General features: G+C 64.6%; 25 protein-coding genes. 24 read left to right on the plus strand and 1 reads right to left on the minus strand.

All coding sequences use genetic code 11. From position 1 onward, the window contains the following. The first annotated feature begins 157 nt into the window (after positions 1-157). The 14 genes from VKT51_04745 to VKT51_04810 all read left to right on the plus strand — a co-directional run bounded on the left by VKT51_04745 (position 158) and on the right by VKT51_04810 (position 12436). Complete coding sequence (locus VKT51_04745) at positions 158-1156, plus strand: aspartate-semialdehyde dehydrogenase (GenBank protein ID HLJ83460.1); 999 nt, start codon at positions 158-160, stop codon at positions 1154-1156. Then, positions 1153-2373 (plus strand): aspartate kinase, encoded by a 1221-nt coding sequence (locus VKT51_04750; GenBank protein HLJ83461.1) that lies wholly within the window; start codon positions 1153-1155, stop codon positions 2371-2373. The genes VKT51_04745 and VKT51_04750 overlap by 4 nt, the downstream gene beginning before the upstream one ends. 3 nt (positions 2374-2376) lie before the next feature. After that, positions 2377-3288, plus strand: a complete 912-nt coding sequence (gene dapA, locus VKT51_04755; protein ID HLJ83462.1) for a 4-hydroxy-tetrahydrodipicolinate synthase — start codon at positions 2377-2379, stop codon at positions 3286-3288. Positions 3289-3309: 21 nt separating this feature from the next. After that, positions 3310-4068, plus strand: a complete 759-nt coding sequence (locus tag VKT51_04760; GenBank protein HLJ83463.1) for a WecB/TagA/CpsF family glycosyltransferase — start codon at positions 3310-3312, stop codon at positions 4066-4068. A 2-nt stretch (positions 4069-4070) separates the two neighbouring features. Then, positions 4071-5057, plus strand: a complete 987-nt coding sequence (locus tag VKT51_04765) for an NDP-sugar synthase (GenBank protein ID HLJ83464.1) — start codon at positions 4071-4073, stop codon at positions 5055-5057. Positions 5058-5333: 276 nt separating this feature from the next. Continuing rightward, positions 5334-5846, plus strand: a complete 513-nt coding sequence (locus tag VKT51_04770) for a phosphoribosyltransferase family protein (GenBank protein HLJ83465.1) — start codon at positions 5334-5336, stop codon at positions 5844-5846. A gap of 50 nt (positions 5847-5896) precedes the next feature. After that, positions 5897-6985, plus strand: coding sequence for a bifunctional diaminohydroxyphosphoribosylaminopyrimidine deaminase/5-amino-6-(5-phosphoribosylamino)uracil reductase RibD (gene ribD / locus VKT51_04775; protein HLJ83466.1), 1089 nt, complete (start codon positions 5897-5899; stop codon positions 6983-6985). Beyond that, positions 6982-8391 carry a serine hydrolase domain-containing protein gene (locus VKT51_04780; protein HLJ83467.1) on the plus strand — a complete coding sequence of 470 codons (1410 nt, stop codon included), beginning with the start codon at positions 6982-6984 and terminating at the stop codon, positions 8389-8391. Before ribD ends, VKT51_04780 begins: the two co-directional genes overlap by 4 nt. Before the next feature lie 4 nt (positions 8392-8395). Then, a complete protein-coding gene (locus VKT51_04785) occupies positions 8396-9001 on the plus strand; it encodes a riboflavin synthase (GenBank protein HLJ83468.1) in 606 nt (201 codons plus the stop codon). Beyond that, positions 8998-9564, plus strand: coding sequence for a hypothetical protein (locus VKT51_04790; protein HLJ83469.1), 567 nt, complete (start codon positions 8998-9000; stop codon positions 9562-9564). Before VKT51_04785 ends, VKT51_04790 begins: the two co-directional genes overlap by 4 nt. 61 nt (positions 9565-9625) lie before the next feature. Further along, positions 9626-10840, plus strand: a complete 1215-nt coding sequence (locus VKT51_04795; GenBank protein ID HLJ83470.1) for a bifunctional 3,4-dihydroxy-2-butanone-4-phosphate synthase/GTP cyclohydrolase II — start codon at positions 9626-9628, stop codon at positions 10838-10840. Continuing rightward, positions 10837-11325, plus strand: coding sequence for a 6,7-dimethyl-8-ribityllumazine synthase (ribH, locus tag VKT51_04800; GenBank protein HLJ83471.1), 489 nt, complete (start codon positions 10837-10839; stop codon positions 11323-11325). The genes VKT51_04795 and ribH overlap by 4 nt, the downstream gene beginning before the upstream one ends. Before the next feature lie 200 nt (positions 11326-11525). Further along, positions 11526-11969 carry a DUF5069 domain-containing protein gene (locus tag VKT51_04805; protein ID HLJ83472.1) on the plus strand — a complete coding sequence of 148 codons (444 nt, stop codon included), beginning with the start codon at positions 11526-11528 and terminating at the stop codon, positions 11967-11969. Positions 11970-11971: 2 nt separating this feature from the next. Further along, positions 11972-12436, plus strand: coding sequence for a hypothetical protein (locus tag VKT51_04810; GenBank protein ID HLJ83473.1), 465 nt, complete (start codon positions 11972-11974; stop codon positions 12434-12436). Here VKT51_04810 and VKT51_04815 read toward each other — a convergent pair. After that, positions 12433-13797, minus strand: a complete 1365-nt coding sequence (locus tag VKT51_04815) for an MFS transporter (GenBank protein ID HLJ83474.1) — start codon at positions 13795-13797, stop codon at positions 12433-12435. The genes VKT51_04810 and VKT51_04815 overlap by 4 nt on opposite strands. Positions 13798-13883: 86 nt before the next feature. Here VKT51_04815 and VKT51_04820 point away from each other — a divergent pair, with 86 nt between their 5' ends. From VKT51_04820 to VKT51_04865, 10 genes are read left to right on the plus strand one after another with little or no spacing between them, the layout of a single operon-like run. Further along, complete coding sequence (locus tag VKT51_04820; protein ID HLJ83475.1) at positions 13884-15239, plus strand: M48 family metalloprotease; 1356 nt, start codon at positions 13884-13886, stop codon at positions 15237-15239. Positions 15240-15291: 52 nt separating this feature from the next. Beyond that, complete coding sequence (gene mtnA / locus VKT51_04825) at positions 15292-16374, plus strand: S-methyl-5-thioribose-1-phosphate isomerase (GenBank protein HLJ83476.1); 1083 nt, start codon at positions 15292-15294, stop codon at positions 16372-16374. Then, positions 16371-17489, plus strand: a complete 1119-nt coding sequence (locus VKT51_04830; GenBank protein ID HLJ83477.1) for a hypothetical protein — start codon at positions 16371-16373, stop codon at positions 17487-17489. The genes mtnA and VKT51_04830 overlap by 4 nt, the downstream gene beginning before the upstream one ends. Then, positions 17490-18881 (plus strand): adenylosuccinate lyase, encoded by a 1392-nt coding sequence (gene purB / locus VKT51_04835; GenBank protein ID HLJ83478.1) that lies wholly within the window; start codon positions 17490-17492, stop codon positions 18879-18881. Continuing rightward, complete coding sequence (locus tag VKT51_04840) at positions 18878-20149, plus strand: phosphoribosylaminoimidazolesuccinocarboxamide synthase (GenBank protein HLJ83479.1); 1272 nt, start codon at positions 18878-18880, stop codon at positions 20147-20149. Before purB ends, VKT51_04840 begins: the two co-directional genes overlap by 4 nt. Positions 20150-20152: 3 nt before the next feature. After that, on the plus strand, positions 20153-22570 hold the full coding sequence (gene purL / locus VKT51_04845) for a phosphoribosylformylglycinamidine synthase subunit PurL (GenBank protein HLJ83480.1): 2418 nt from the start codon (positions 20153-20155) through the stop codon (positions 22568-22570). A 1-nt stretch (position 22571) separates the two neighbouring features. Then, positions 22572-23327, plus strand: a complete 756-nt coding sequence (gene purQ / locus VKT51_04850; GenBank protein HLJ83481.1) for a phosphoribosylformylglycinamidine synthase I — start codon at positions 22572-22574, stop codon at positions 23325-23327. Beyond that, the gene (locus VKT51_04855; protein ID HLJ83482.1) at positions 23324-23872 is read left to right on the plus strand and encodes a hypothetical protein; all 549 of its coding nucleotides are present in this window, start codon (positions 23324-23326) and stop codon (positions 23870-23872) included. Before purQ ends, VKT51_04855 begins: the two co-directional genes overlap by 4 nt. Positions 23873-23875: 3 nt before the next feature. Beyond that, positions 23876-24997 (plus strand): formate--phosphoribosylaminoimidazolecarboxamide ligase, encoded by a 1122-nt coding sequence (locus VKT51_04860; GenBank protein HLJ83483.1) that lies wholly within the window; start codon positions 23876-23878, stop codon positions 24995-24997. After that, the gene (locus tag VKT51_04865) at positions 24994-26127 is read left to right on the plus strand and encodes a DUF1297 domain-containing protein (protein HLJ83484.1); all 1134 of its coding nucleotides are present in this window, start codon (positions 24994-24996) and stop codon (positions 26125-26127) included. Before VKT51_04860 ends, VKT51_04865 begins: the two co-directional genes overlap by 4 nt. Positions 26128-26142: the final 15 nt, after the last annotated feature.

The raw sequence follows: 26142 nt of genomic DNA on the forward strand, positions 1-26142 counted from the left end.
TGATCACGCACCAGGAGGTCCGTTTCGGCGGCGACGGGGAGACGCTCGCGATCGTGCACGACTCGTCTTCGCGCGCATCGTTCGTGCCCGGCATCCTGATGGCGGTTCGTGCGGCTCGCGGCCTCAATCGCTTCGTCGACGGAATCGGAGAACTGCTGTGAAGCGCGGCGCGCGCATCGCGATCGTCGGTGCGACCGGACTGGTCGGTGAGTCGCTCTTGGCGACGCTGGAAGAGCGCGGCTTCGAACCTTCGAAGCTCGCACTGTTCGCAAGCGCTCGGTCGGGGGGTTCCACGCGCGCGGCGTTTGGCAAATCGTGGCCGGTGCGCGAACTCGCCGGCGCCGGCGACTTGGCGGGCGTCGATATCGCGTTTTTCGCCGCCGGATCCGCGACGAGCTCGGCGTATGCGCGCGCAGCGGCTTCGAGCGGCGCGCTCGTGATCGACAAATCGGCCGCGTTCAGACTCGACGAGAGCGTGCCGCTCGTCGTGCCGGAGATCAATGCTGCACGGGCGATCGGCGCCCGCCTCATCGCAAACCCCAACTGCGCCACGATCCCGCTTGCGTTGACGCTTGCACCGATCGCGCAAGAATTTGGACTCGTCTGGACGAGCGTCGCTACCTATCAGAGCGTCTCGGGCGCCGGGCGAGCCGCGCTCGACGAATATCGCGCACAGTGCGCGGGAGCGCAAGAGGTTGAGGCGCTGCCGCGCCGCGTCGCAGGGAGCGTCATACCAGAGAACGGTTCGTTCGATGCGGACGGCCACGCCGACGAAGAACGGAAGATCGCTGCGGAGTTGAAGAAGATACTCGAACTCCCAGATCTGCGCGTCTCGGCCACGTCCGTGCGCGTGCCGGTCGCCGTCGGGCACTGCGAGGCGGTTTCGTTCGGCACGCGGCGGCCGGCCACGCGGGCGCAAATCGCCGGCGTATTGCGTGCTGCGCACGGGCTGAAGTTTCTCGACGGCAACGGCTACGCCACGCCGCTCGACGTCGTCGGCACCGACGACGTCGTTGTCGGGCGATTGCGCCCCGACGATGCCCATGAGTCAGCGTGGCTCTGCTGGATCGCATGCGACAACTTGCGCAAGGGCGCTGCGACGAATGCGGTACAGATCGCCGAAGCTATCGGCGCGGCGAGCGGCGTCGCCACATGAGCGCGCAGGCGGCGCGCGACAGCCTTAAGATCGTCGTCTTGAAATTCGGCGGTTCGTCGCTTGCCACCGCCGAATTGCGCGGTCTTGCGGCCCAGCGCGTGATGGATGCGCTGCGGTCGGGTCACGCGCCGATCGTCGTCGCGTCGGCTATCGGGAGGACGCCGGATCCGTACGCCACCGACTCGCTCCTCGCGCTTGCGCAGACCGCGGCGGATGGACCGAACCGAGATCTGCTGCTTGCATGCGGCGAGACGATCGCTGCTGCGGTGTTCGCCGAAGTGCTCGAGTCAAAGGGCGTCAAAGCGCTCGCTCTGACCGGCGCGCAGGCCGGCATCACGACCGATGAATCGCACGGCGATGCCGCGATCCGCTCCGTCGACGCTCGGCGGCTGCTCGATCTCCTGGCGGCGGGCGTCACGCCGATCGTCGCCGGCTTCCAAGGCGCCACCGAGGACGGCATCATCACCACGCTCGGACGCGGCGGCAGCGATCTCACGGCGGTCGCGCTCGCGGACGCCCTGGGCAACGTACCGGTCGACGTCTATACCGACGTGGACGGCGTGATGACGGCCGATCCGCGGCGCGTGACCGATGCGCACACCATCGCGTCGCTCACATCCGAAGAACTATCCGAGCTTGCGTCGCACGGGGCGCGCGTCATGCACGACAAGGCGGCGGAAGTCGCGCATCGCTCTCGCCTGACGCTTCGTGTGCGGGGCCTGAAAAGCGGAGTCGGCACCGCGATCGACGATGACGCGGAGATCGACCGTGCCCATCCGGTCACGGGCATCGCGGCGGTGGACGGCTACACGTTCGTCCACGCGTCGCCTGAAGGCGCCGGCGGGGCGAGCGGCTGGGAGCGCGCGCTGTTCAAATCGCTTGCCGAAGAAAATATCAGCATCGACTGCGTCAATGTCAATGCAGCCGGCGTTTTCTTCATCGTCGCGGACGCACAGTTCGACGCGACCGAACGCGCGCTTGCGGGGCAGCCGATCTCGTTGCGCGCGCGCCGGGGATGCGCGAAGATCTCGATCGTCGGTGCCGGCATGCGCGGCACCCCAGGCGTCGTGTACCGCGTCGTCGATGCGCTCTCGGCAAGCGGCGTGACGATCATCCACAGCACCGATTCGAATATCACCGTCTCGGTGCTCGTGCCGGGGGCGCAAGCCTCGGTCGCCGAAAATGCGCTGCACGAATATTTTGGGTTGAAGGGGTAAAAGATGCGCCAAGGTCGATTCGGTCCGCTCATCACGGCGATGATCACGCCGATGAAGTCGGACGGTTCGGTCAACCTCGATGAAGCACGGCGACTCGCCGAATATTTGTGCGACAACGGCTCGACGGGGATCGTCGTCAGCGGCACGACCGGCGAGGGACCGACGCTCACCGACGCAGAGAAGATAGAGCTCTTTCGCGTAGTGGTCGCGGCTGTGGGCGACAACGCTTCGGTCATCGCGAACACGGGCGGCAACGACACGCGCTCGTCCGTGGAGCTCACGCGCCGCGCATGCTCGACCGGCGTGCACGGCATCCTCGCGGTCGGGCCGTTTTACAATAAGCCGCCGCAGGCCGGGCTCGTCGCTCATTTTCGCGCGATCGCGGATGCGTCCGTAGTTCCCGTGATGATCTACAATATTCCGGGGCGCACGGCAGTGAACGTCCTGCCCGAAACGCTCGTCACGCTTTCGGCGCATCCGCGGATTCGCGCGGTCAAGGAATCCAGCGGCGACCTCATGCAGATCGCCGAGATCGCCGCGAACCTGACGGACGATTTCGACGTGTACGCGGGCGACGATCACCTTGCTCTGCCCACAGCCTCCGTGGGAGGCTGCGGCGTGGTAAGCGTCGCGAGCCACGTCGCGGGGCGCGATATTCGTGCGATGTTCGCGGCATTCGCCTGCGGCGACAACGACGCTGCCCGCGCGCTGCATGCGAGCCTGCTGCCGTTGATCCGCGCGCTCTTCGCCGTGTCGAATCCGATACCGGTCAAGGCTGCGATGCGGCACTTCGGGTTCGACGTCGGCTCATGCCGGCCGCCGCTGTGCGACCTGAACGCCGAGCAAGAACGCGTTCTCGCCGCAGCGATCGCTCCTTGGTTGGCGACGGCTCAAACCACCGCCGCGGCGACGTGAGGCCAGGTTCAAGAACGACCATTGACCGGCGATAGCCCGCTCGTCGTCCTCGGCTGCCGCGTGGACGCCGTCGATGCGAGCTCAGCCGCCGAGACGATCACGAGTTGGATTCGGCAAGGCCGTCCGGCGCACGTCGTGACGCTCGGCGCGGAAATGGCGACGCTCGCTGCACGCGACGACGCGTATCGCGCGGCGATCAACGGCGCGGACCTCGTCGTGCCCGATACGGTCGGCATCGTCTGGGCCTCGCGCGTGTTGCGGCGGCCATTGCACGAACGCGTCGCCGGCATCGATCTCGTCGAACGCATCTTACGCGAAAGTCCGCCGGCTTCCATCCGCCTGTTCATCCTGGGAGCGGCGGCTGGTGTCGCGGAGAGCGCCGCGCAGGCGCTCGGCGGCGCGTTTCAAAGCGTGGTGATCTGCGGCATGCATCACGGATATTTCGATCGCGACCATGATGCGGAGCTCGCGAATGTGATCCGTGCATCTGGCGCGCGACTCGTGCTCGTGGGAATGGGTTTCCCGCTGCAAGAGGTCTGGATCCGGCAGAACTTCCAGACCCTCGGCGATGCGGTGTGCATCGGCGTCGGCGGAGCTCTGGACGTTTGGGCGGGTCGCGTCACGCGTGCGCCTGCGTCGTGGCGAAGAGCCGGATTGGAATGGTTCTATCGGCTTGTCCGCGAGCCGGCGCGGCTGCGGCGTCAACTCGCGCTGCCGCGTTTCGCGGCGCTCGTGCTCGCGCAGGCGTTGCGGGAGCGCGGCGCAAACCAAGCGCGCTGACCATGCGCGGAATGATTCTCGCGGGCGGACTCTCGACGCGTCTGCAGCCGCTGACGAACGATCTCCCGAAGCCGCTCGTGCCCGTGCTCGACCGGCCGGTGATCGGGCACGTCATCGACTATCTTGCCGTGCACGACGTCAGCGATCTCGTGGTCAACGTCCATTATTTCGCCGAGGATGTCGAGAGATATGTCGGCGACGGCGAGAACTTCAACGTCCGCATGTCGTACTTGCGCGAATCCACGCTGATGGGAAGCGCAGGTGCCGTCAAACAAGTCGAACAGCTTTTCGATTCGACGTTCGTCGTCATCGGCTGCGACGACGTGACCGACGTGGATCTTGGCGCTGCGCTTGCATTCCATCGGGAGCGCCGCGCAGAAGCGACGATCGTACTCGTGGAAGCCGATGACGTTTCGCAATACGGCGTCGTCGTCACGGAAGCGGACGGCCGGATCACCGATTTTCAAGAGAAGCCGGCCAAAGGAACCGAGCGCAGCAAACTCGTCAACACCGGCATCTACGTCTTTGAGCCGCAACTGCTCGCGCGCATTCCTGCCGCCACGTTTTACGACTTCGGCAAACAAGTGTTTCCCGAGCTCCTCGCGGCCGAAGCGCGATTCTTTGGAATGCGACAGCGCGCATATTGGTGCGACATCGGCACCCCGTCCGAATACCGTCGCGCGCACGCGAACGCGCTCACCGGCAAAGTGCGACTATCCATTGCGGACGGCGCGACGGTCCGCGACGGCGCGCTCATCGGCGCGGGTGCGACGATCGATCCGACCGTGCGCATCGAGGGTTTTGCGTCGATCGGCGCGGGATCCCGGATCGGCGCCGGCGCTATCATCGATTCGTCTATCGTGTGGCGCGGCGTCAAGGTCGGACCCAACGCGCATCTGCTCAATACGATTCTCGCTGACGACGTCGTCGTCGAACCCAATGCGTTCGTCGAAGGCGGCCTCTACGGCCGCGCCTCTCGCATTCGGTAATGTAGGGCGGACCTCTAAGGTCCGCCGGCGGACGATAAACGACCGCCCCACATTTCCAAAGCGGACGATAAACGTCCGTCCCACATTTCAAAAGGCGGACGATAAACGTCCGCCCTACATTTCCAATGAAAAGCGATTGCGTGATAACACGGCCTCATGCTCGCTCCGTTTGCCTGGATCGCAGGGATCGTGGCGCCGACGCGTTGCGCGGGTTGCGACGCTCTCGGCTCGACACTGTGTGAATATTGTTTGGCTGCGTGTATGCGTCACACGCCGGTGACCCGCGCTGCAAAGTCCGGCGCGCCATTCACCGTCGCTCTCGGCCCATATAGCGGCGCGCTCGCGCGAGCCATACGTCGCATCAAGTTCGGCGGCAGATGCGACGTCGCGCACACGCTTGGCTGTTTTCTTGCCGGGTCGATCGCGCTAAGCCTCGATATGGTAGTGCCGATGCCGCTGCATCCGGCGCGCATGCGAGAACGGGGATTCAACCAAGCCGCGCTCATCGCTCGCGCCGTCGCCGCGACACTTGGCGTCGCGCTCGAAAACCAAGCGGTTGTTCGCACAAACGCAACGGCACCGCAAAGCCGGCTGCCGCTCGCAGCGCGGCGCGCCAACGTCCGTGACGCGTTCGGCGCAGGGCGGCGGGCCACGCGTGTTCTCGGCCGACGCGTGCTGATCGTCGACGACGTCGTGACCACGGGGTCGACGTTAGCGTCGTGCGCCGCCGCGCTGCACTCGAGCGGTGCCGCGGCAGTCATCGGGGCGGCCTTGGCGATCCGACTCTGACCAACGTTCGGCCCGAGGGTAGCGCCCACAGCGGCGGCTAACAACCCGGCATGGACGATGCGAGATTCATGCAGCGTGCGCTCGAGCTCGCTGCGAAAGGTCGCGGCAATACAAGTCCAAATCCGATGGTTGGCGCGATCGTCGTCGCATCCGGCGGTGCGGTCGTCGGCGAAGGGTACCACGAGCGCGCTGGTTCCGACCACGCCGAGACGATCGCATTGCGAGCGGCGGGTGATCGAGCGCGAGGAGCCACGCTCTACGTCACGTTAGAACCTTGCGACCACCGAGGCAGAACGCCGGCGTGCACGCAGGCAATAGTGGAAGCGGGCATCAGGCGCGTGGTCGTTGCTATCGAAGACCCAGATCCGCGCGTGCGCGGAAAAGGCATCCAGCAACTCCGCGACGCCGGCATTGATGTCGCGGTCGGCGTTGAAGCAAGCGGCGCCGCGGCACTGAACTTCGCGTATCTCCATCACCGCAGCCGCGCGAGGTCGTTCGTGACGCTCAAAATGGCGGCGAGCATCGACGGGGCGATCGCGCCGCGCGCCGGCGTGCGCCACCGGCTGACAGGGGCAAAGGCCGCGGCGTTTGTCTACGATCTGCGCTTCGAACACGACGCGGTCTTGATCGGCGTCCACACGGCGATCACCGACAACCCGGAGCTCACCGTCCGTCCGGCACGGCCCCGCGCCGTGCCGTACTTGCGGATCATCGCGGATTCCAACGGCCGCACGCCGCTCGCAAGTCACGTCGTACAAGACGCCGCGACCACGCCGACAATGGTCGCCGCGACGACCGCGATCCCGGCGGAACGTCGCGACGCGCTGCTCGAACGAGGCGTGCAAGTCGTGACGTGCGCTTCCACGCCGGACGGCCACGTCGACCTCGCGGATCTCCTATCACAACTGGCGCAGCAAAATATTCTCAGCGTGCTGTGCGAAGGCGGACCGACCATCGCCACGGCCTTGCTCGCGCAAAAACTGGTCGGCAAGATCTACTGGTTCATAGCACCCGAGATCCTCGGCGCGGCAACGGTCGCTCCCGCCATCGACCGCGTTGCGGGCGCCGCTCGCCTGCACCTCGAATCTGCGGTGATGCTCGGGGAAGATCTTCTGGTCGAAGCGGTGCCCGCAACGTGATTGCGCCTTTGATCGCCGCGCTTCTCGTCACCTCACAGCCTGGACCGAATTCACGGCCGGTCCTTTCAGCCGAGCAGCGGCGTCGGATCGATTCGCTCGCCGCCGCGACCATGCTCCACCAACACCTTCCCGGCTTGTCGATCGCCATAGCGCGCAACGGCGCAATACTGTACGCCAACGGCTACGGCTACCGCGATGTACGGAAGCGCGCGCCGGCAGATCCGGGCACCGTCTATAATATCGCCTCCATGACTAAGCAGTTCACGGCCGTTGCCATACTGCTGCTGCAAGAAGACGGCAAGCTGAGCGTGGACGACAGCCTCGTGCGCTACCTTCCGGACTACCGCTACGCGCGGCAGATCACGTTGCGCGAGCTGCTCAACCACACATCGGGAATCCCCGACTACTCGATCGTGGACGGTGTGCCGCACAAAGCGACTGCTGCGCAGTTCGTCGACCTCATCAAGAACGCACCGCTCGACTTCTCACCGGGCTCTCGTTTTGAATACTCGAACACGAACTACGTCATACTCGGAATGATCGTCGAACAGGTCAGCGGCGAGTCGTACGGCAGCTTCCTCGCGCGACGTGTCTTCAGGCCGCTCGGCCTGCGCTCTACGAGTGCGCGCATGATCCCGCACGATCTTCCGGATGGTGCGGTCGGCTATACGTACGCGGGTGGCAAGATCGTCGAGGCGCCCCAAACAGCCGACGATCTCGGCTACGGCGACGGTACCGTTGATGCGTCGGTGACCGATCTCGTGCATTGGGATGCTGCTCTCGATAATGGAAGAGTCGTGAGCCGAGCGTCGTGGCGCGAGATGACGTTCTCGCCGCTCTCGCACGGGTATGGCATGCGCGGCGGCTACGGTTTCGGGCTCGACCTCGGGCATCTCTACGGCCGCCGTTACATCTTCCATCAAGGTCTGAACGTCGGGTTCGCCGGCGAGAACGCGACGTTTCCCGATGACGGTCTGGAGATCGCTGCGCTGAGCAACGGCGATCCTTTCGATGAAGATCTGTTCTTTCGCCGCGTCGTCTCGATCGTCGAACCGCCGAGCGCAGCCGCGGCAGCGGCCGACATGGTATCTGCAGCCGGCGAAGACTCCAGCATTACGCGAAAGGTGACTGCCGTGCTCGCCGGCATGCAGCGCGGATCGATCGACCCTGCGTTGGTCACGGCGGACTACGCGCGTGCGCTCGCACCTCCGACGATGCGTCAGATGTGCGCCGATGCCGGAATCAAAGGATCGCCGCAGCGTCTGATCTACCGCGGGCGCACCTATCGAGATCGAAAAGATTTCGTCTTCTACGACGTGTACTATCCCGACTCGGTCGTCGCTGTGGACGCAGCTATCGCTTCGAACGGTGCGCTCTCGCTCATCGAACTAGCGCGAGAAGATTGAACCGATGTTCACCGGCTTAGTCAGAGCACGCGGCGAAGTGCTGAAAAATGCACCGAACCCGATCGGCGGCACTCGCTTGACGATCGGTGCTGCCGAGATCGGCCGCGGAGCCGAATCGGGCGCAAGCGTCTCGGTCAACGGCGTCTGCCTGACGGTCGCCCTCATCGAAGCGTCGGCCGGTGAGCTGACCTTTGACGTCGTGCCGGAAACGCTCGCGCGGACCAATCTCGGTTCGCTGGTCGCCGGCGACGAAGTCAATCTCGAACCGAGCCTTCGCGTCGGGGATGCGCTCGACGGCCATGTCGTGTACGGTCACGTGGACGGCACGGCCACGATCTTGCGCATCGACCCCGAGGGCCAAGGCCTGCGCCTGTGGTGCGCGACGCCGCCCGCACTCGATCCGCTCATCTGCGAGAAAGGATACGTCGCGCTCGACGGGATCAGCCTTACCGTCGCCGCAGTCGACGACGGCAGGTTCGCCGTCGCGTTGATCCCCGAGACGTTGGCGCGAACGACGATGCGGTTGAAAGCACCGGGCGACGCATTGAATGTCGAAGCCGATCCATTCGCGCGCTATGTCGCGAACATCGTCCGAAAAGGTGCGCCGTGAGTCTTGAAGCGCTCAATACCTTCGCGTCCGTGGGGACGCTCGTCGTCATCGCGGCCACCGCGATCGCCGCGCTCGCGCAACTGCGCCACTCCAGAGGCGGCAATCAGATCGTCGCGCTCACCGAGTGCCGCGAGGTGCTCGAGTCGGAGGCGTTCGCCGCCGCGCTGGTTTTTGTGCGCCGCGAACTGCCGGAGAAGATGAACGATCCAGCGATCCGCGCGAAGATCCTGAGCCCGCCGCTTTCGGGCGACCTCCGCGCGATAAACATCGTCGGCAACTTTTTCGAGTCCATGGGGAGTTTCGTCAAACACGACATCATCGACGCGGATATCGCGTGCGATCTCTGGGGTGGAATCGTGGAGACCAGCTGGAAATCGCTGACGCCGGTCCTTGCGATCATGCGGCGATCTGCCGGCCCGGCGCTGTGGGAGAACTTCGAATATTTGGCTGCGGTCGCGTCAGCCTATACGGCGAAGTTCCCGGTTGGGACATATCCGAAGACGACCAAACGGATGGCGGTCGACGACGTCTGGCTCGATGCCGACAAAGCCGCCGGCATGTAGCCGCGACAATAGGCACAGCCGCCCAGCGGTAACCCGGCGGCCGCCCGTAGAACCTACCAATATGCCACTCAGCCCGGTAGAAGACGCCATCGCCGACATCCGCGCCGGCAAGATGGTCATCGTCATGGACGACGAGGATCGCGAGAACGAAGGCGATCTGACCATGGCCGCCGAGCTGGTCACACCCGACGCCGTGAATTTCATGACCAAGCACGGACGCGGCTTGATCTGCGTCTCCATGACCGGCACGCGGCTTGACGAACTGCACATCCCGATGATGGTGAGCGAGAACACGTCGCGCTTTGAGACCGCGTTCACCGTTTCGGTCGAAGCGCGCGTCCGCACCACGACCGGCATCTCAGCGTTCGATCGCGCCGCCACGATTCAAGCACTCGTCGAGCCGAATTCGACCGCTGCGGATTTCGTCAGCCCGGGCCACACCTTTCCGCTCCGCGCTCGAGAGGGCGGCGTGCTCGTTCGCGCGGGGCAGACGGAAGCGGCCGCCGATCTTGCCCGCCTCGCCGGATTCACAGCTGCGGGCGTGATCTGCGAGATCCTTGATGAGGACGGCACGATGATGCGCCGGCCGGGGCTGGAAGAGTTCGCCGCGCGCCACGATATCAAATTGATGACCGTCAAAGACCTCATCGCATATCGCATGCGCCACGAACTGCTCGTCAAGCGGATCGCGGAGTTCAGCATGCCGACGCGCCACGGCGCGTTCCGCGGCTTCGGCTACGAATCGCTGCTCGACGGAGCCTGCCACGTCGCGCTCGTGATGGGCGAACTCGGCGAAGGCAAGGATGTCTTGGTCCGCGTCCATTCCGAGTGTCTGACGGGCGACGCGCTCGGCAGCAAGCGCTGCGACTGCGCGGCACAACGCGACGCGGCCCTCGCGATCATCGCGCACGAAGGGCGCGGCGTGTTTCTCTACCTGCACCAAGAAGGCCGCGGGATCGGCCTTGCCAACAAACTGCGGGCCTACGAACTCCAGGACCGCGGCGCGGATACCGTCGAGGCAAACGTGAAACTTGGTCTGCCGGTCGACAAGCGCGAGTACGGCATCGGATCGCAGATCCTCTACGATCTCGGCGTGCGAGAGATGAAGATCATCACGAACAATCCCCGCAAGATCGTCGGCCTTGAAGGCTACGGTCTCAAGATGACCGGACGCGTTCCGCTCATCATGGATCGCGACGAGTTCAATACCGGATACCTCAAGACCAAAGAAGAGAAGCTCGGGCACCTGCTCGCCAACGCCGACGGCTCGCCGTGACGAAGGCCTCGGCGTTTGCGATCGTCCGAGCGCGATTCAACCACGAGATAACCGATGCGCTGCATGCCGGCGCGTTGCGCGCTTTTGCCGATCGCGCGGGCCGGGCAAGAGTGGAAACTTTTGAAGTGCCGGGCGCATTCGAGCTGCCCCTAGCGGCGTTATGGCTTGCCCGCAGCGGCGCATACGCCGCGGTGGTCTGCCTCGGCTGCGTGATCCGCGGCGAGACGCCGCACTTCGAGTACGTGGCCGGCGAATCGGCTCGTGGGATCGCTTACGTCGCGCTAGCCACGGGCGTGCCCGTGATTTTTGGTGTGCTCACCACGGAGAACGCCGGTCAGGCATGGGCCCGAGCCGGCAAGAAGCGGCGAGGCACCGCCTCGCATACAGCCGCCGATCCGGCCGGCGGCAACAAGGGCTACGAAGCAGCCGTCGCTGCCATCGAGATGGCGGCCCTCAGGAAGAAGCTGCGAGTTCCCCGGATGTAGGGCGCGCCTTTATGGCGCGCCGCCCCACATTCGCGCGCCGGCGGACCATAAAGGTCCGCCCTACATTCGCGCACCTAATTGTCCCGCAAAAGTGGGTTATTTACAATTTTGGGTGGGTATATTACAATACGTAAGTCACTTTAAATAGCCTACACACGAAAAGTGAGTACGTAGGCTGAACCTGAAAGGATCACCCACTCATGGATCTTACCAAAGACGTGCCACGCAGCGTGAAAGACACATCCCTCGACGGCGTCGTCATGCTCGCGCGGACGACCGATAAGGCGCGCGCACATGCGGCCGGAACGGTCGGCGAATATCATTACAACTGCGGCATGGATCAGAAAGTGCTCGCGTTCGTCGGCATCGACCACGAGACTTTCGAGAAACTCGCCTCGGAGAACGACGACAAGAAGCTCGGCGCATTGCTCGACGAGAAATATCTCAGCAAGAAAACGCCTGCTGAAATCGCTGCGTTCAACGCGGATTATCTCAAGATCTCGCCGGAGCCGAATTCGGACAGCTTCAAGTTCTTCATGGACTTGCGCAACAAAATCGCGCCCGATCGCGGCGACGTGACGACGTGGCCCGATCTGCTCGACCTTGACGAACACCGCGACGTGCCGCGCCGGAAGGCCGCGTAGTCATGCAGCGCGCAGCCGCACGCCACGACGTCAACATGATCGCGGCCGGGGTCGCCGCCGGTGTCACCGGCGGCGTCCTCATCGACGCGTTCCTCGCGGTCGTCAACCACATGAGCCCGATCGCCATCTGGCAATTCGTGGCTTCCGGACTCGTCGGCGGGGTCGCGTTCACATCGCCATCGTACGCCGTGCTTGGCTTCATCATGCATTTCGTGATCAGCATCGCCTGGGCGTTGATCTATGGAGCCGCCGCGCTCCGAGCGCCAGCGCTCGTCCAACGACCCGTGCTGAGCGGGCTGCTCTACGGCGTCGTTGTGATGCTCGGTATGACGATGCTGCTCGCGATCAAGCACCTCGGACCGGCCGGGGTGCCCGACGCGCTCACATTGGCGAAGAATCTGATCGGACACACCGTTTTCTTCGGATTACCGGTCGCGTTGACGATCGCTAAGGGCATGCGCGCCTAGGGTGCGAGCGATTCCAGCCGCCGGCCGCGCGAAAGCGGTCCGGCGGCTGCGATCACGCCGGCTGCGATAGCCATGCCGGCTGCGATGAACGCAAACGCGCCGCCCGGACCATACCGCGCCAAGATGTCGGCGATCCAAAACCCGACGAACACGGCGCTTAAACGACTCCAGGAGTAGACGAAACCGACCGCCCGCGCGCGAATGCGCGTCGGATAGAGCTCGGCTTGATAAGCGTGAAACGCGCTTGAGAACCAGTTGTTGGCGAGCGTCACGCCGATACCGGCGCAGATGATTCCGGCCGGCGCGCGTGTCACGGCCAGCGCCAACCCGAGAAACGCGCTCGCTGCGGCAAGCCCGACGATTTGCCATTTTCGCTCCCAGCGCTCTCCGACGAAAGCCGCAAGGGCGGGCCCGAGGGGCGCTGCCAAAGCGATGAGCGCCGTGTACAAAAGCGAGTGCACGAAACTCACGCCCTCTGCGAAGACCAGGATCGGCACCCACGAGGCGAAGCCGTAAAATCCGATCGTCTGGAAAAAATTGAAAATCACGAGCATCGCGCTGCGCGCGCGATACCTTTCATCCCACATCTCCGTCCATGAGGCGCGCGCGATGGGCGAACTTTCCGCCAACTCGATCGAAGCAGCGTCGGAACCGGCGCCGACGATGGTCTCGATGCGCAGAAGCGCGCCGACGGCTTGAACGTGCCGTCCGCGGGCCGCGAGCCAACGCGGCGATTCGGGCAGCGACCGGAACCACGGCGCTACAAAGACGGCGCCCAGACCGCCGGCGAGCGCGACGAGACGCCAGCCGTCGAAGCCGAAATACGCGTGGGGCACGAGCGCCTGCGCGATGAACGCGGCGGCCGGGACCGCGGTGAACGTGATCGTCTGACTGAGCGCGATCGCGCGTCCGCGCACGGACGGGGGCACGATCTCGCTGATGTACGCATCCACCGTCACGAGCTGGACGCCGATCCCGAGGCCCGCGAGAAACCGAAAACCGTCGATCGCGAATGGGCCGCCCGCGATCGACATCGTGACCGTCGCAACGGAATACCACACGAGCGACCACAGGAATGCCGAGCGCCGGCCGAATCGGTCCGAGATCGACCCGAACAGCAACGCGCCGGCGAACATTCCCAAGAAACCGGCCGCGGCGAAAGCCGGAATGCTGCCGAAACCGGATCCAGTGGCGGTATACACGCCTGAGCGGATCATGCCGAGCGAGATGTACGCGAGCATGAACAGATCGTAGCCTTCGAACCACGCGCCTGCCGAGATGCGGCCGACGAGCCCATAGAGGGCACGGCTGGACGGAAGCGCGTCAAGCCGCGCAGCGATCATCTCCGTCACCGAGCTCATCGTCGAATGCTTTTGGCGCGCAGGCGGCCGGACCTACCGCTGGAGGGGAAGGGGGCAGTCCGCACGGGCGAGAGAATTGCCGCAGCATGGGACCCGCATCGTTCTTCACGGGACCAGACTCGCTGCGTTGGCGCGGTGAGAATCGCGCGCTCTTCCTGACGCTTCTCTTCGCGCCTACGACCGCCGGACTCGTCGGCTTTGCGCTGCGCGAACAGATCACGGCGCAGCAGTTCGCGTTTCTGATCGTCGCTGCCATGATCTACGTCTCCATCGCACGCGGCAGGCTCCTTGGCACGAGCGTCCGCCTGCACGAACGACAGCTCCCTACCCCGTACGCCATCGCCACGCGCTGCGCGCGGACATTGGGAATGGCGGTTCCGCATGTCTTCGTGCGCGAAGATCCCTATTCGTGCGTCACCTCAGTCGGTCTGGAAGAGCCGTATGCCATCGTCGTTTCGAGCACGTGGCTGCCGCATCTCGACGACGATGAGCTGACCTTCCTCATCGGTCGCGAACTCGGGCACATCGCGGCCGGTCACACGCGCATCACGTCGCTTTTCTCGGCTTCGGGCAGGGAGAACCCATTCGTCTCGGCGGTCTTCGGAGCGTGGATGCGGCGCACGGAGTACACCGCCGACCGCATCGGTCTTTTGTGCTGCGGATCCATCGACGCCGCGGCGCGCGCGATCTTCACCTGCGCCTTTCGTCAAGTCTCGAAAAACGTCGACTACACGGCGTTCCGAGATCAGCGCCAAGAAGTTCAATCCGATCCCACGTTCAAACTTGGCGAGCTGCTCGGACAGGAACCCTACGCCACGAATCGTCTGCGCGAGCTCGAAGTCTTCGCGATCTCGCCGCTGTTCGCGACGTGGCGCGCGCGCCTCGACGAGGCAGCGGCCAAACCGCAGCCGGCGCTGCCGCAACCCGCTGCAGCGGCGCTGCCCCGCGAAGTGGACAAGAAGGCTTGCGCGAACGTGTGGCTGCGCGCCACCGCCTTCTTGCTCGACTGGGTCGTCGTCAGCGCTATCGTCAGCTCGGGCAAGGTCGTCCAAACGAGCATCACCACATCCGGCAAACCCGCCGTCGTCCACGCTTCGGACATAGCGGCGTCGACGCTGCAGCAGTTTGTGGACCAGTGGACCGCCGCGCATCTGCCGCTCATCGAGATGGGTCTGCCCGACGTCGTCGCGCTCCTACTCGTCTTCGTCTATAGCGCGATTCTCGTGGGGATCGTCGGACGCACATTCGGTATGATGGTGCTCGGGCTGCGCGTCGTGCGGCCGGATTACGGACGCGTCAGCGTTGGGCGCGCGATCTGGCAGTACTTCGTCGCCTTCTGGTCGCTCGCTCTCGTTCTGCCGCTCGCCGGTTTTTTCTGGCGGCCGTCGGTGCAGGATCGCATAACAGGAACGAGGATCGTCCGCGGTGTGATGATCCGCTGAGTCAACGTCTCGCGCACTAGGTGGCCGTCCTCGCGAAGCGAACGTCCGTTGCATGCGAGCAGCCCCTCCCCACATCGCGTACACCGACGGCATCGTAGAAATCCTCGATCAGACGCGCCTTCCGGCCGAGATGATCGTCGTCAAGCTGCGCTCCGTGCAGCGTGTGATCGACGCCATCCGAGGGCTCAAGGTCCGCGGTGCTCCGGCCATAGGCATCGTCGGCGCGTACGGCATGTGCATCGCGGCGCGGGCAGCCGGCGGCGTCGCGCGCAACGCCGATGATTTCTTCAAAGTTCTCGACGATGCCGGGCGGGCGATCGCGTCCGCGCGTCCGACGGCCGTGAACCTCTCGTGGGCTATCGAGAAGATGAAACGGCACGGGCGCGAGTTAAGCGCGACCGGACAGGGCGTCATGCAGCTGGTCGCAGCCCTTGAAGATATGGCCCGCTCGATCCACGCAGACGACGTCGCGACCTGCCGCGCGATCGGCGACGCGGGAGCGTCGCTGCTGCCGTCCGGCGCGGTCGTCTACACGCACTGCAACACCGGCACGCTTGCGACCGGCGGGTACGGCACGGCGCTCGGCGTCGTGCGTTCGGCATGGCAAGCAGGTTTTCTCAAGCACGTCTTCGTCGGAGAAACGAGACCGATGCTCCAGGGTGCGCGGTTGACTGCTTGGGAGCTCGCGCGCGACGGCATCCCGTTCACGCTCGTCACGGATTCGATGGCGGCATCGCTCATGCGTCGTGGCGAGATCAGCGCGGTGGTCGTCGGCGCCGATCGCATCGCGCGCAATGGCGACGTCGCGAACAAGATAGGCACCTACGGCCTTGCGCTCAGCGCGAGCGCACACGAGCTGCCCTTCTATGTCGCGGCGCCGAATTCAAGCATCGACGCGGCGATCGCGAGCGGCAGCGAGATAATCATAGAAGAGCGCGACGGTCTCGAAGTCCTTGAATGTGCCGGCGTGCGGATCGCGCCGGCGGAGGCGCAAGCTGCAAATCCTGCGTTCGACGTGACGCCGGCCGCGCTCATCTCCGCTATCATCACGGAGACCGGCGTCTTGCGGCCGCCATTCGAGGCGGCGATCGTCGCTGCAGTTGCCGGCGGCGGCGCGGCGAACGCAATCGCGTGAGTCCAAAAAAGACCGGCGAGAGCTCGCCAAGTTCGCCCAAGAAACCGGCCGCGAAACCTCGGGCGAGCGCGAAAGCGATCCTCTCGTTTTACAATTTCGCGGACGCGCAGCCGGACCCACTGCCGCGAATCATCGTGCTTACCGGTCCCCAACCGATGCTCGCTTCGATCGTCTATGCTCGCATGATCGCTTCAGTCCTGCCTGATGAATCGTCGCGCGCTCTCAACCTGGATGAGATCGACGCGTCGGACGAAGCGGCGGTGCGCGCGATTCCCGGCAAGGCGGCCGCGTTGCCGTTCTTGTCGTCAAGGCGCGCGGTGGTGGTGCGCGGCGTCATCGATCTCAAGGCCGACGATCGCGCCGCCCTCCGTTCGGCGCTCGAAGGCATGCCGGAACACGCGCTCGTCATCGTCGACCATTCCGGAGTGCCGCAGCGGGCGCAAGGCAGACGGTTGGCGGATGAGGCGGCTTCGCTCGCCGGCGCGGCCGACGACGGCATCGTCGTCGAGTGCGCGCTCGATGTGCGATCGAGCGGACGGTTCGTGGACGAAGTGGCCGCGCGAGCCCACGTCACCGTCGAACCGGCGGCGCGATCGCTCTTGGCCGGAAGTCAAGACGCGGCGGAGATCACAAACGTCATCGAAAGGCTCGCGCTCACTGCGAACAAGGGCCGGATCACGTCCGAGGCGGTCAAAAATTCGATCCAGCCGTACGATGATATCAAGCTCTGGAATTTCACGGCAGCGGTCCACGCAGGTGACACCGATGCCGCTCTGCGTCTCGTGCGCGAAGTCATGGATAAGCCGGACAACATCGCCGGCCCGGTCTTCGTCCTCGCCGCGGATGCGGTCGTCATCTGGGAGCTGAAACATTCGGCTGCGGCCGCGTATGCCGAAGCGGCGGGCTTGAGTCCATATCGCATCGCCGCCTTGCAGACCGCGGCGCGCACGGCAACGCCCGAGCAGGCGGCAAAGGCAGTCAGCTTGACGAAACGCGCGCTGGACTACATGTTCACCGGCCACGGCGAACCATCGGTCATGTTAGACGAATTGATCGTCCGGCTCTGTTCGTTGCGCCGAGGGCGCAGCCGCGCACCCCGCGAAGCGATGGCGTAAGTGACCTCATCCTACTCATCTCCATTTTCATGGCGCTACGGCAGCGCCGCGATGCGCGAGCTTTTCTCCGAAGAGACCAAACGCCGCATGTGGCGGCGCCTCTGGGTTGCTCTCGCGCGCTCGCAGATGGCTGCGGGAATCGTCTCGGCCGACGAACTGCGCGATCTCGAACGCAACGTCGACCGCGTGGATCTGGCAGCCGCTCAGGCGATAGAAGAAGAGATCGGCCACGACCTCATGGCAGAGGTGCGCGTCTTCGCTTCGCAGGCGAAGGCGGGCGGCGGCAAGATCCACCTCGGCGCTACGTCCATGGACGTCGAAGACAATGTGGAAACCGCGCGTATCCGCACGGGCCTCGCGATGCTGCAGCGCGCCACTCGCGACCTGCTCGAAGTCTTCGCCGGGCGGATCGAGGAATTCGCCGACCTGACGTGCATGGCATACACGCATCTGCAGGCCGCGGAGCCCACCACGCTGGGAATGCGATTGAGCCTATGGGCGCAAGATATCCGCTTCGATCACGCCGAGCTTCGCCGCCTCGCGGCGTGGGTGCCGGCGAAGGGGATGCGCGGTGCGGTCGGCACGTCGGCCTCTTATCACTCATTGCTTGATGGGACGAATCTCACGCCCGCGACGCTAGAGTCAGATGTCCTCGGGGAGTTCGGCCTGACCGCGGTCGCCGTGAGCGGCCAGACATATCCGCGCAAGCTGGACTACCAGGTCATCGCAGCGCTCGCCGGCCTTGCCGCTTCGTGCTCGAAATTCGCTTTCGACGTCCGAATCCTCGCATCGTCGCCGTTCGGTGAGGTCGGCGAACCGTTCGGGAAAAAGCAAGTCGGGTCGTCGTCGATGCCGTTCAAGCGCAATCCGATTCTGTGCGAGCGCATATGTTCGCTCGCTCGGCTCGTCGCTTCGCACGCCCAAGTCGCATGGCAGAACGCTGCTGAAAATTTGTTGGAGCGCACGCTCGACGATTCGGCGAACCGCCGCACGCTGCTCCCGGAAGCGTTCTTGGCTGCCGACGAAATCGTGCGGCTCGCGAAGCGCGTCGTGTCAGGCCTTCGCGTGGACGAGCGGCGCATCGCCCACAATCTCGCGGCGTTCGGACCGTTCTCTGGAACCGAAGCAATCCTCATGGCTGCGGCAAAGCGCGGGGCCGATCGTCAGGCGCTGCACGAGACGCTCCGTAACGCTTCCATGACAGCGTATGATGCGATCGCGCGCGGCGAAGCCAACCCGCTCCAGTCGCTTTTGTCGAAGGATGCGCAGGTCTGCCGCTACGTCAAACCGGAAGAATTGGGAGCGCTCATGGATCCGCAGCATCACGTCGGTGACGCAGCGGAACGCGCGCGATTATTCGCTAGATCTCTGCACGCCCTGGAGCGGGAATGAACAAAGGATCGGAAGTAGGCCGCGGCAAGACCAAGGTGCTTTTCGAACACCCCGAGCGGTCGGATGCACTCGTCATCGTCCAACAGGATCAGATCTCGGCCGGAGACGGCGCCAAGCGCCATGTGATTCAAGGCAAGGGCCGCTTGGCCGCGCTCACCACGGCGCGAATCTACCGGCTGCTCAACGCATGCGGCATTCCCACGCACTTTCTCAGCGGAGGCGAAGACGAAGACGGGAACGAGATGCTCGTCCGCCGCTGCACCATGATCCCCATCGAAGTGGTCGTGCGCGGAGTCGCTGCAGGCTCGTATCTCAAGCGCAATCCGGGGGTGAAATCCGGCACCGTGCTCGCGCCGAGACTCGTCGAATACTTCTTCAAGGACGACGCGAATCACGATCCGCAATACACAGCCGACCAGATCGTCGACGAAGGTATCGCTACCACCGCCGAATTAGCGCAGATGACCGACGTGGCCCGGCTGGTGTTCGACGTCCTTGCCCACGCGTGGCGCCGCGCAGACGTGTTGCTCGTGGATCTGAAAGTAGAATTCGGGCGCGCGACCGACGCGGACGGAAACACGGAGATCATCCTGGCAGACGTCATCGACAACGATTCGTGGCGCATCTGGCCCGGCGGCGATCAAGCGCTGATGCTCGATAAACAGATCTACCGGAACATGGCCGCGCCGACTTCGGACGACCTCGGCGCCGTCAAATCCAAATACGAAGAGGTGGCCGAACTCGTCGGGAAATTCCAGAAGAGCACGGGCGGATTCGTGGGAATCATCATGGGTTCGGCGGCCGACGCGCCGCACGCCGACAGGGTCGCAAAGGCGCTCGGTCAGCTCGGCGTGCCGTCGCGCAAGCACGTCGCATCGGCGCACAAGACGCCGACGTACGCGCTTCAGAGAGTACAGCAGCTCGACAACATGCTCGGCCGCGTGGTCTACGTGACCATCGCCGGCCGCTCGAACGCGCTCTCCGCTTTCGTCGACGCCGCCACCGCCAACCCGGTCATCGCGTGCCCGCCAATCGGCTCATCGTTCGGCGGCATGGACGTCCTCTCGAGCCTGCACCTGCCGTCAGGCATCGGAAGCACGGTCGTGCTTGAGCCCGAGAACGCCGCGTTAGCAGCGGCGAAGATCCTAGCCGTGGACGACACGGTGCTGTACGGTCGGGTGCTTGTGACCCAGTGGCGCAACCGCGTCCAGGTGATGGAAGGCGATTCGCGCGTGAACGCGCTGCCGCAGTCGAACGGCAAAGCGTAGGCGGTGGCCGCACAAGCACCGGCTTCTGCGGCGGAACGGATTCGGTGCTCGGGGACCGACGAAGAACTGCGCCGCGAGGCGCAGCGCGAACGGCTTGCCCTAACCCCTGACGAGCTGCGCCAGATCGCGCAGCGCATCGGCCGAGATCCGACGCGCGCGGAAGCCCACGCGTTTGCGATCCAATGGAGCGAGCATTGCTCGTATAAGAGCAGCCGCGCCTTGCTGAAGAAGCTGCCGACGCAAAGCAGCGATGTCATCGTTCCCGTCGGCGAAGACGCTGGGATCTTGCGTGCGGGGTTCGTCGACGGTGTCGAGTACGGCGTCGTCGTCGCGCACGAGAGTCACAATCATCCGTCGCAAGTCGTGCCCTTCGAAGGCGCCGCCACCGGCGTAGGCGGAATTCTGCGCGACGTCTTGTGCATGGGCGCCGAGGTCGTCGCGAGCGCCGACCCGCTGCGATTCGGGAAGCCGATCCCCGGGTCGCATGCCGCATACGTCGCCGCCGGCGCGGTGGACGGCATCGCAGCGTACGGCAACGCGGTTGGCGTGCCGAACATCGCCGGTGATATCTACTTCCACGATTCGTACACGGACAATTGTCTCGTGAACGTCGTCGCGCTCGGGCTTGTGCGCGCCGATCGCATCGTCCACAGTCGCGTGCCGCCGGGAGGCGCAGGCTACGACCTCGTGCTGGTCGGCAAAGCCACCGACGGTTCCGGATTCGGCGGCGCCGCCTTCGCATCGCTCATCCTCGACGCGAGTCAGTCGCAGGCGAACAAGAGCGCCGTCCAAGTGCCGGATCCGTTCCTCAAGAACGTGATCATGCGCGCCACGTATGCGGTCTGCGAACGGGTCTTCAAAGATGGGCTGGCCGTAGGCTTCAAAGATCTGGGCGCCGGCGGCATCATGGGGAGCAGCAGCGAGCTGTGCAGCGCGGGAGGGTTCGGGGCGCGGATCGAGATCGAATCCGTGCCGCAGGCCGTGGCCGGTCTGCCGCCGTTCGTCATCGCCTGCGCCGAGACGCAGGAGCGCATGCTTTGGGCGGTGCCGCCCTCGTTCACGCCCACGCTGCTTTCGATCTATAACGAGCGCTTCACGCTGCCCGATGTCGCGGCTGGCGCACGCGCTGCCGTCATCGGCAGCGTGACCGAAGAGAAGCGATACGTGGTCCTCTCGCGCGGCAGCGCGGTGATCGATCTTCCGATCGACGTCTTGACCGGCTCGATCGCGCGGGAAATCGGCGACGTTGGGCCGACTGGCGTCGGCCCCTTCAAAGATTCCGCGAACACCGACCTGACTGAAGGGGCCGACGCCTCTGAAGGGGCCGACGCCTCTGAAGGGGCCGACGCGAGTCGGCCCACAATCGACGACCTCGAAAAAATGATTCTTTCCGTGCTCGCGCACTCTGACGTCTGCAGCCGTCGTCCGTTGATCCAACATTACGATACGGTCGTCCGCGGCGCGACGGCGATACCGTCCGGCTACGCCGACGCGGGCGTCATCATCATCCGGCGCGGTGGACGAGCGGGCATCGCTCTCTCCGTTGACGGCAATCCCCGTTTTGGCGCGATCGATCCGCGCCTTGCCGCTGCGCACGCGGTCGTCGAGTCGGCGCGCAACGTCGCCGCCGTGGGAGCACAGCCGATCGGGCTTACGGACTGCTTGAACTATGGCAGCCCGGAAGATCCAGCAGCCTACGCGCAGCTCGCGGCCGGCATCGAAGGCTTGGCAGAAGCGGCCAATTCGCTGCACTTGGGAATCCCGGACGAACCGTTGCCCTTCGTCAGCGGCAACGTCTCGCTCTACAACGAGTCGAGTTCCGGTCGCGCGATCGTGCCATCGGCGATCGTGGCGTGCATCGGCCGCGTCGACGATGTGAGCCGTACGGTGACCATGCAGCTCACCGGCACAGGCAATCGATTGTTCTTGTTAGGCGGGCGCACGCCGCATCTCGGCGGCTCCGTCGCCGCGAACCTGGCGGGCGCGGGCGGAGGCCCGCTGCCGCCGATCGACTACACCGAAGCGAATGCTTCCATCCGTACGGTCTTCGACGCGGTACGAGGCGGCGCGATAAGCGCGGCGCACGACATCTCCGACGGCGGTCTCATCGCGTGCGTCGCTGAGATGTGCCTCGGCGGCGATGCGAAGGGTGCGATCGGCGCACGACTGGAACCGCCGGCGCGTTGGGCGCCGGCGATCGACCGCGATGCGGCGCTCTTCGGCGAAGCGGGTGGCTTTGTGGTGGAAGTCGCGCCGGCTCGCGTGGGCGCTTTCGAAGCGGTCTGCACCGCGATGGGCGCTCGGCCGGTCGCGATCGGCGTGAGCGGCGGATCTTCGCTTGCGATCGCGGGACTATTCGACATCGCTCTCAACCGCCTCGCGGCGGCGTGGTCCGCGCCTCTGCGCGAGCTCTTCGATTAGCATGCACGATCCGCTGGTAGCCGTCGTCGTCTTCCCGGGCACGAACTCCGAAGAGGAGACCGTAGACGCATGTCGCGATGCCGGTATGGACGCGCGGCTCTTCATGTGGAGCGACGACGCCGCGGCGCTGCGCGCATACGACGCCTACGTGCTGCCGGGCGGATTCGCTCACGAAGATCGCGTGCGCGCGGGCGCCATCGCCGCGAAAAGCGCGGCGGTCGCCACGATCGTCGAAGAGGCCGGGAAAGGAAAACTCGTCCTCGGGATATGCAACGGCGCCCAAGTCATCGCCGAGACCGGTCTGCTCGGAGACATCGCGATCGCACGAAATCTGCCGGCGCGCCGGTTCGAATCGCGCACGGTGGACGTCGTCGTCTCCGAATCGGCGGATCGTTGTGCGTTCACGCGCGGTCTGGCTCCAGGATCGATCTTGGTGATGGCGGCGGCGCACGGCGAAGGCAGATTCTTCGGAAGTTCCGAGACGTTCGCGGCGCTTGAGGCCAGCGGGTGCATCGTCTTGCGCTACGCCGGCGACGCGCACAACGGGTCCATGCACCGCGCCGCCGGCATCTGCAACGCCGGAGGAAACGTACTCGCGCTGATGCCGCATCCCGAACGCCTCGCATGGCGATTCAATGTCGCCTACCGCGATCCAGACGCGCGGGGCGGCGATCCGAACGAGCCCGCCGGCGCCCACGCGATCTTTCGGACCATGGCGACTTCGTTGCGCGAACAAAGCGCTGAGGCGACGCGATGATCGTCGAATGCGCGGTGGAGTTGTCCATTCCGGACAACACGGCGTACACGGTGCTCGTCGCTTTGCGCGCTCTCGGCTACGCCGAGCTGACGCGCGTGGAGCGAGCGGACCTCTTCCGTTTGGATGTACCGGACCAAGGTCTGTCGCGCGACGAAGTCGCCCGCGCGATCAGCGGAGCCGAGGTCATCTTCAACCCGAATAAACATCGCCTTTCGATTTCGGCGACATCGGACAAACGCACCGAACCCGTGGTGGGGCAAGCAACGCTTGCCCACACCGAATTCGAGGCCGTCGTCACGGATCGTGACGATGATTCGAGCAAGCTGACCCGTCTGTTGGCCGAGCGTTTCGGACTGGCAGGCCTGCGATCGGTAGAACAAGCCGTCGCCTGGCGTTTGTTCGAAGGGGACGTCCCCGCCACTGCCCAGCGTCTCGAGTGGGCGTGCCGCACGCTGCTCTGCAATCCGCATTCGCAGTCGTCGATCATTCGTGCACGGCCCGCAAGGACTCCGGTGGGTGTCGGAGCGGCGGTCGTTGAAACGTAGGCCATGAGACGCAAATCCGCGCAAACGCCTCACTTGCCGCAGCTCTTCACCATCGCCACGCTCGGCAGCCATTCGGCGCTGCAGATCCTCAAAGGCGCAAAGGACGAAGGGTTCCACACGCTGGCCGTCGTCACGCCGCAGAACGAACGGCTCTACGCCAGCTTCAATTTCGTCGACGAAGTCATCGTCATCCCGACATACAGCGATTTTCCAAAACTCGAGTCGGAACTCAATCGCCGCAAGGTGATCCTCGTGCCGCATGGTTCGTTCGTCGCGTATCTCTCGATGGATGAGCACAAAGCCATGAAGACGCCGTACTTCGGGAACAAAGCGGTGTTGGATTGGGAAGCCGACCGGCTGCGCCAGCGCGAGTGGCTCCTGCGCGCCGGGCTTCGGATGCCGCGTCAATTCACGAAGGCCGCCGAGATCGATCGGCCGGTGATCGTCAAGCTCTACGGCGCGCTCGGCGGCAAGGGCTATCTGTTCGTGAAGAACACCGAAGACTTTCAGCAGCGCGCGACGCATCTCGTCGAGCAGCAGTTCATCATGCAGGAGTACATCATCGGCGTTCCGGTGTACATCCACTATTTCTATTCGCCGCTCACCGGCAAGCTTGAGATTATGTCCATGGATCGCCGTTACGAATCGAACGTCGACTCGCTTGGCCGAATTCCGTCCGCGGATCAAGAAGGCTGGGATATCCACCCTTCGTACGTCGTCATCGGCAACCAGCCGATCTCACTGCGCGAATCGCTCCTGGCTGAAGCCTTTCACATGGGCGAAGCTGTGGTCCGCGTGAGCCGCGAGATCTGTCCGGACCGCGGTCTGTTCGGTGCGTTCTGCCTCGAGACGATCGTCACGCCGGAAGCCGAATTCTTCTTGATGGAGATTTCAGCGCGCATCGTGGCGGGCACGAATCTCTTCATCGATGGTTCGCCGTACTCGTACCTCAACTACGACGAGCCCATGTCCACGGGTCGCCGCATCGCCCGCGAGATAAAGAATGCGCTCTTCAGCGAAAGCCTTGACCTCGTGCTGGATCAATCCGGCAGGATGACGTTCGACCTGCCCACGCTCGACAACCCCGCGGTCGCGATTCCCGGTCCTGGCGTGCGCGCGAATTGACGCAGGTCGGTCACGCTGCGCTCGCCGGTTATGACCGATCGCGGCTGACCATCTCGTGCGTCGGTTCGCACTCCGCGTTAGACGTCTGCCTTGGAGCGCGGCGCGAAGGTCTGCGCAATCTCGTCGTCACTGCGCGCGGCCGCGAGAAGACGTACGCCGACTACTTCGCCTCACGGGCGGACGGTTCGGGCTGCGTGGACGAAACGCTCATGGTCGATCATTTCGCCGACATCCTCAGGCCGGACGTGCAGAGCGAACTGCTCTCCCGAAACGCGATCTTCGTGCCGAACCGGTCCTTTGAGGTCTACGCGCGGCAGAAGTATCCCTATGCGGAAATCGAGCGGCTCTTCACAGCTCCCATGTTCGGCTCGCGCAAGCTGCTGCGCGCTGAAGAGCGCGACGAGCCATCCAATCAATATGCGCTGTTAGAGAGCGCCGGCATCCGCTTCCCGCGTCGCTTTGCGTCGCCCGATGAGATCGACGGCTTCGCGCTCGTGAAGGCGCCGCATGCAAAAGTCTCGTTCGAACGCGCGTTTTTTCTCGCGTCGAGCCCCGCGCACTACCGGCGCCGTTCCGACGAACTCATCGCAGCCGGGGTCGTCGACAAAAAGGGCCTCTCGACGGCCGTTATCGAGGAGTACGTGTTCGGTCCCACGGTCAATCTTAATTTCTTCTGGTCGCCGGTTCTCGGCGAACTCGAATTGTTGGGCACGGATACCCGGCGTCAGACGAACATCGACGGCGTCCGGAATCTGCTCGCGGCGGATCAGGCGTCGCTCGCCGATTCGTTCGCGCCGTCCATGGAAGAAGCGGGGCATATCGCGGCGACGCTCACCGAATCGATGCTTGAGCAGGCGTTTGATATGGGTGAGCGATTCGTTCGTGCCGCGCGAGAAGCGCAGCCGCCCGGCATCATCGGGCCGTTCGCGCTCCAGTGCGTGATCGCGTCGGGTCCGCCGAAATCGTTCGTCGTCTACGATGTCAGCTTGCGCATTCCAGGGTCGCCCGGCACGAAGTTCACGCCGTATTCGGGCTATCGCTGGGGACGAGAGATCTCGGTAGGCGAACGCATAGCGCGCGAGGTCGTCTTGGCCAGAGACGCAGGGCGGTTGGAAGATGTTTGCACATGAAGGGAAAGGCAAGGA

Source organism: Candidatus Eremiobacteraceae bacterium (assembly GCA_035295225.1).
In the GTDB taxonomy this organism is placed as follows: Bacteria; Vulcanimicrobiota; Vulcanimicrobiia; order Eremiobacterales; family Eremiobacteraceae; genus JABCYQ01.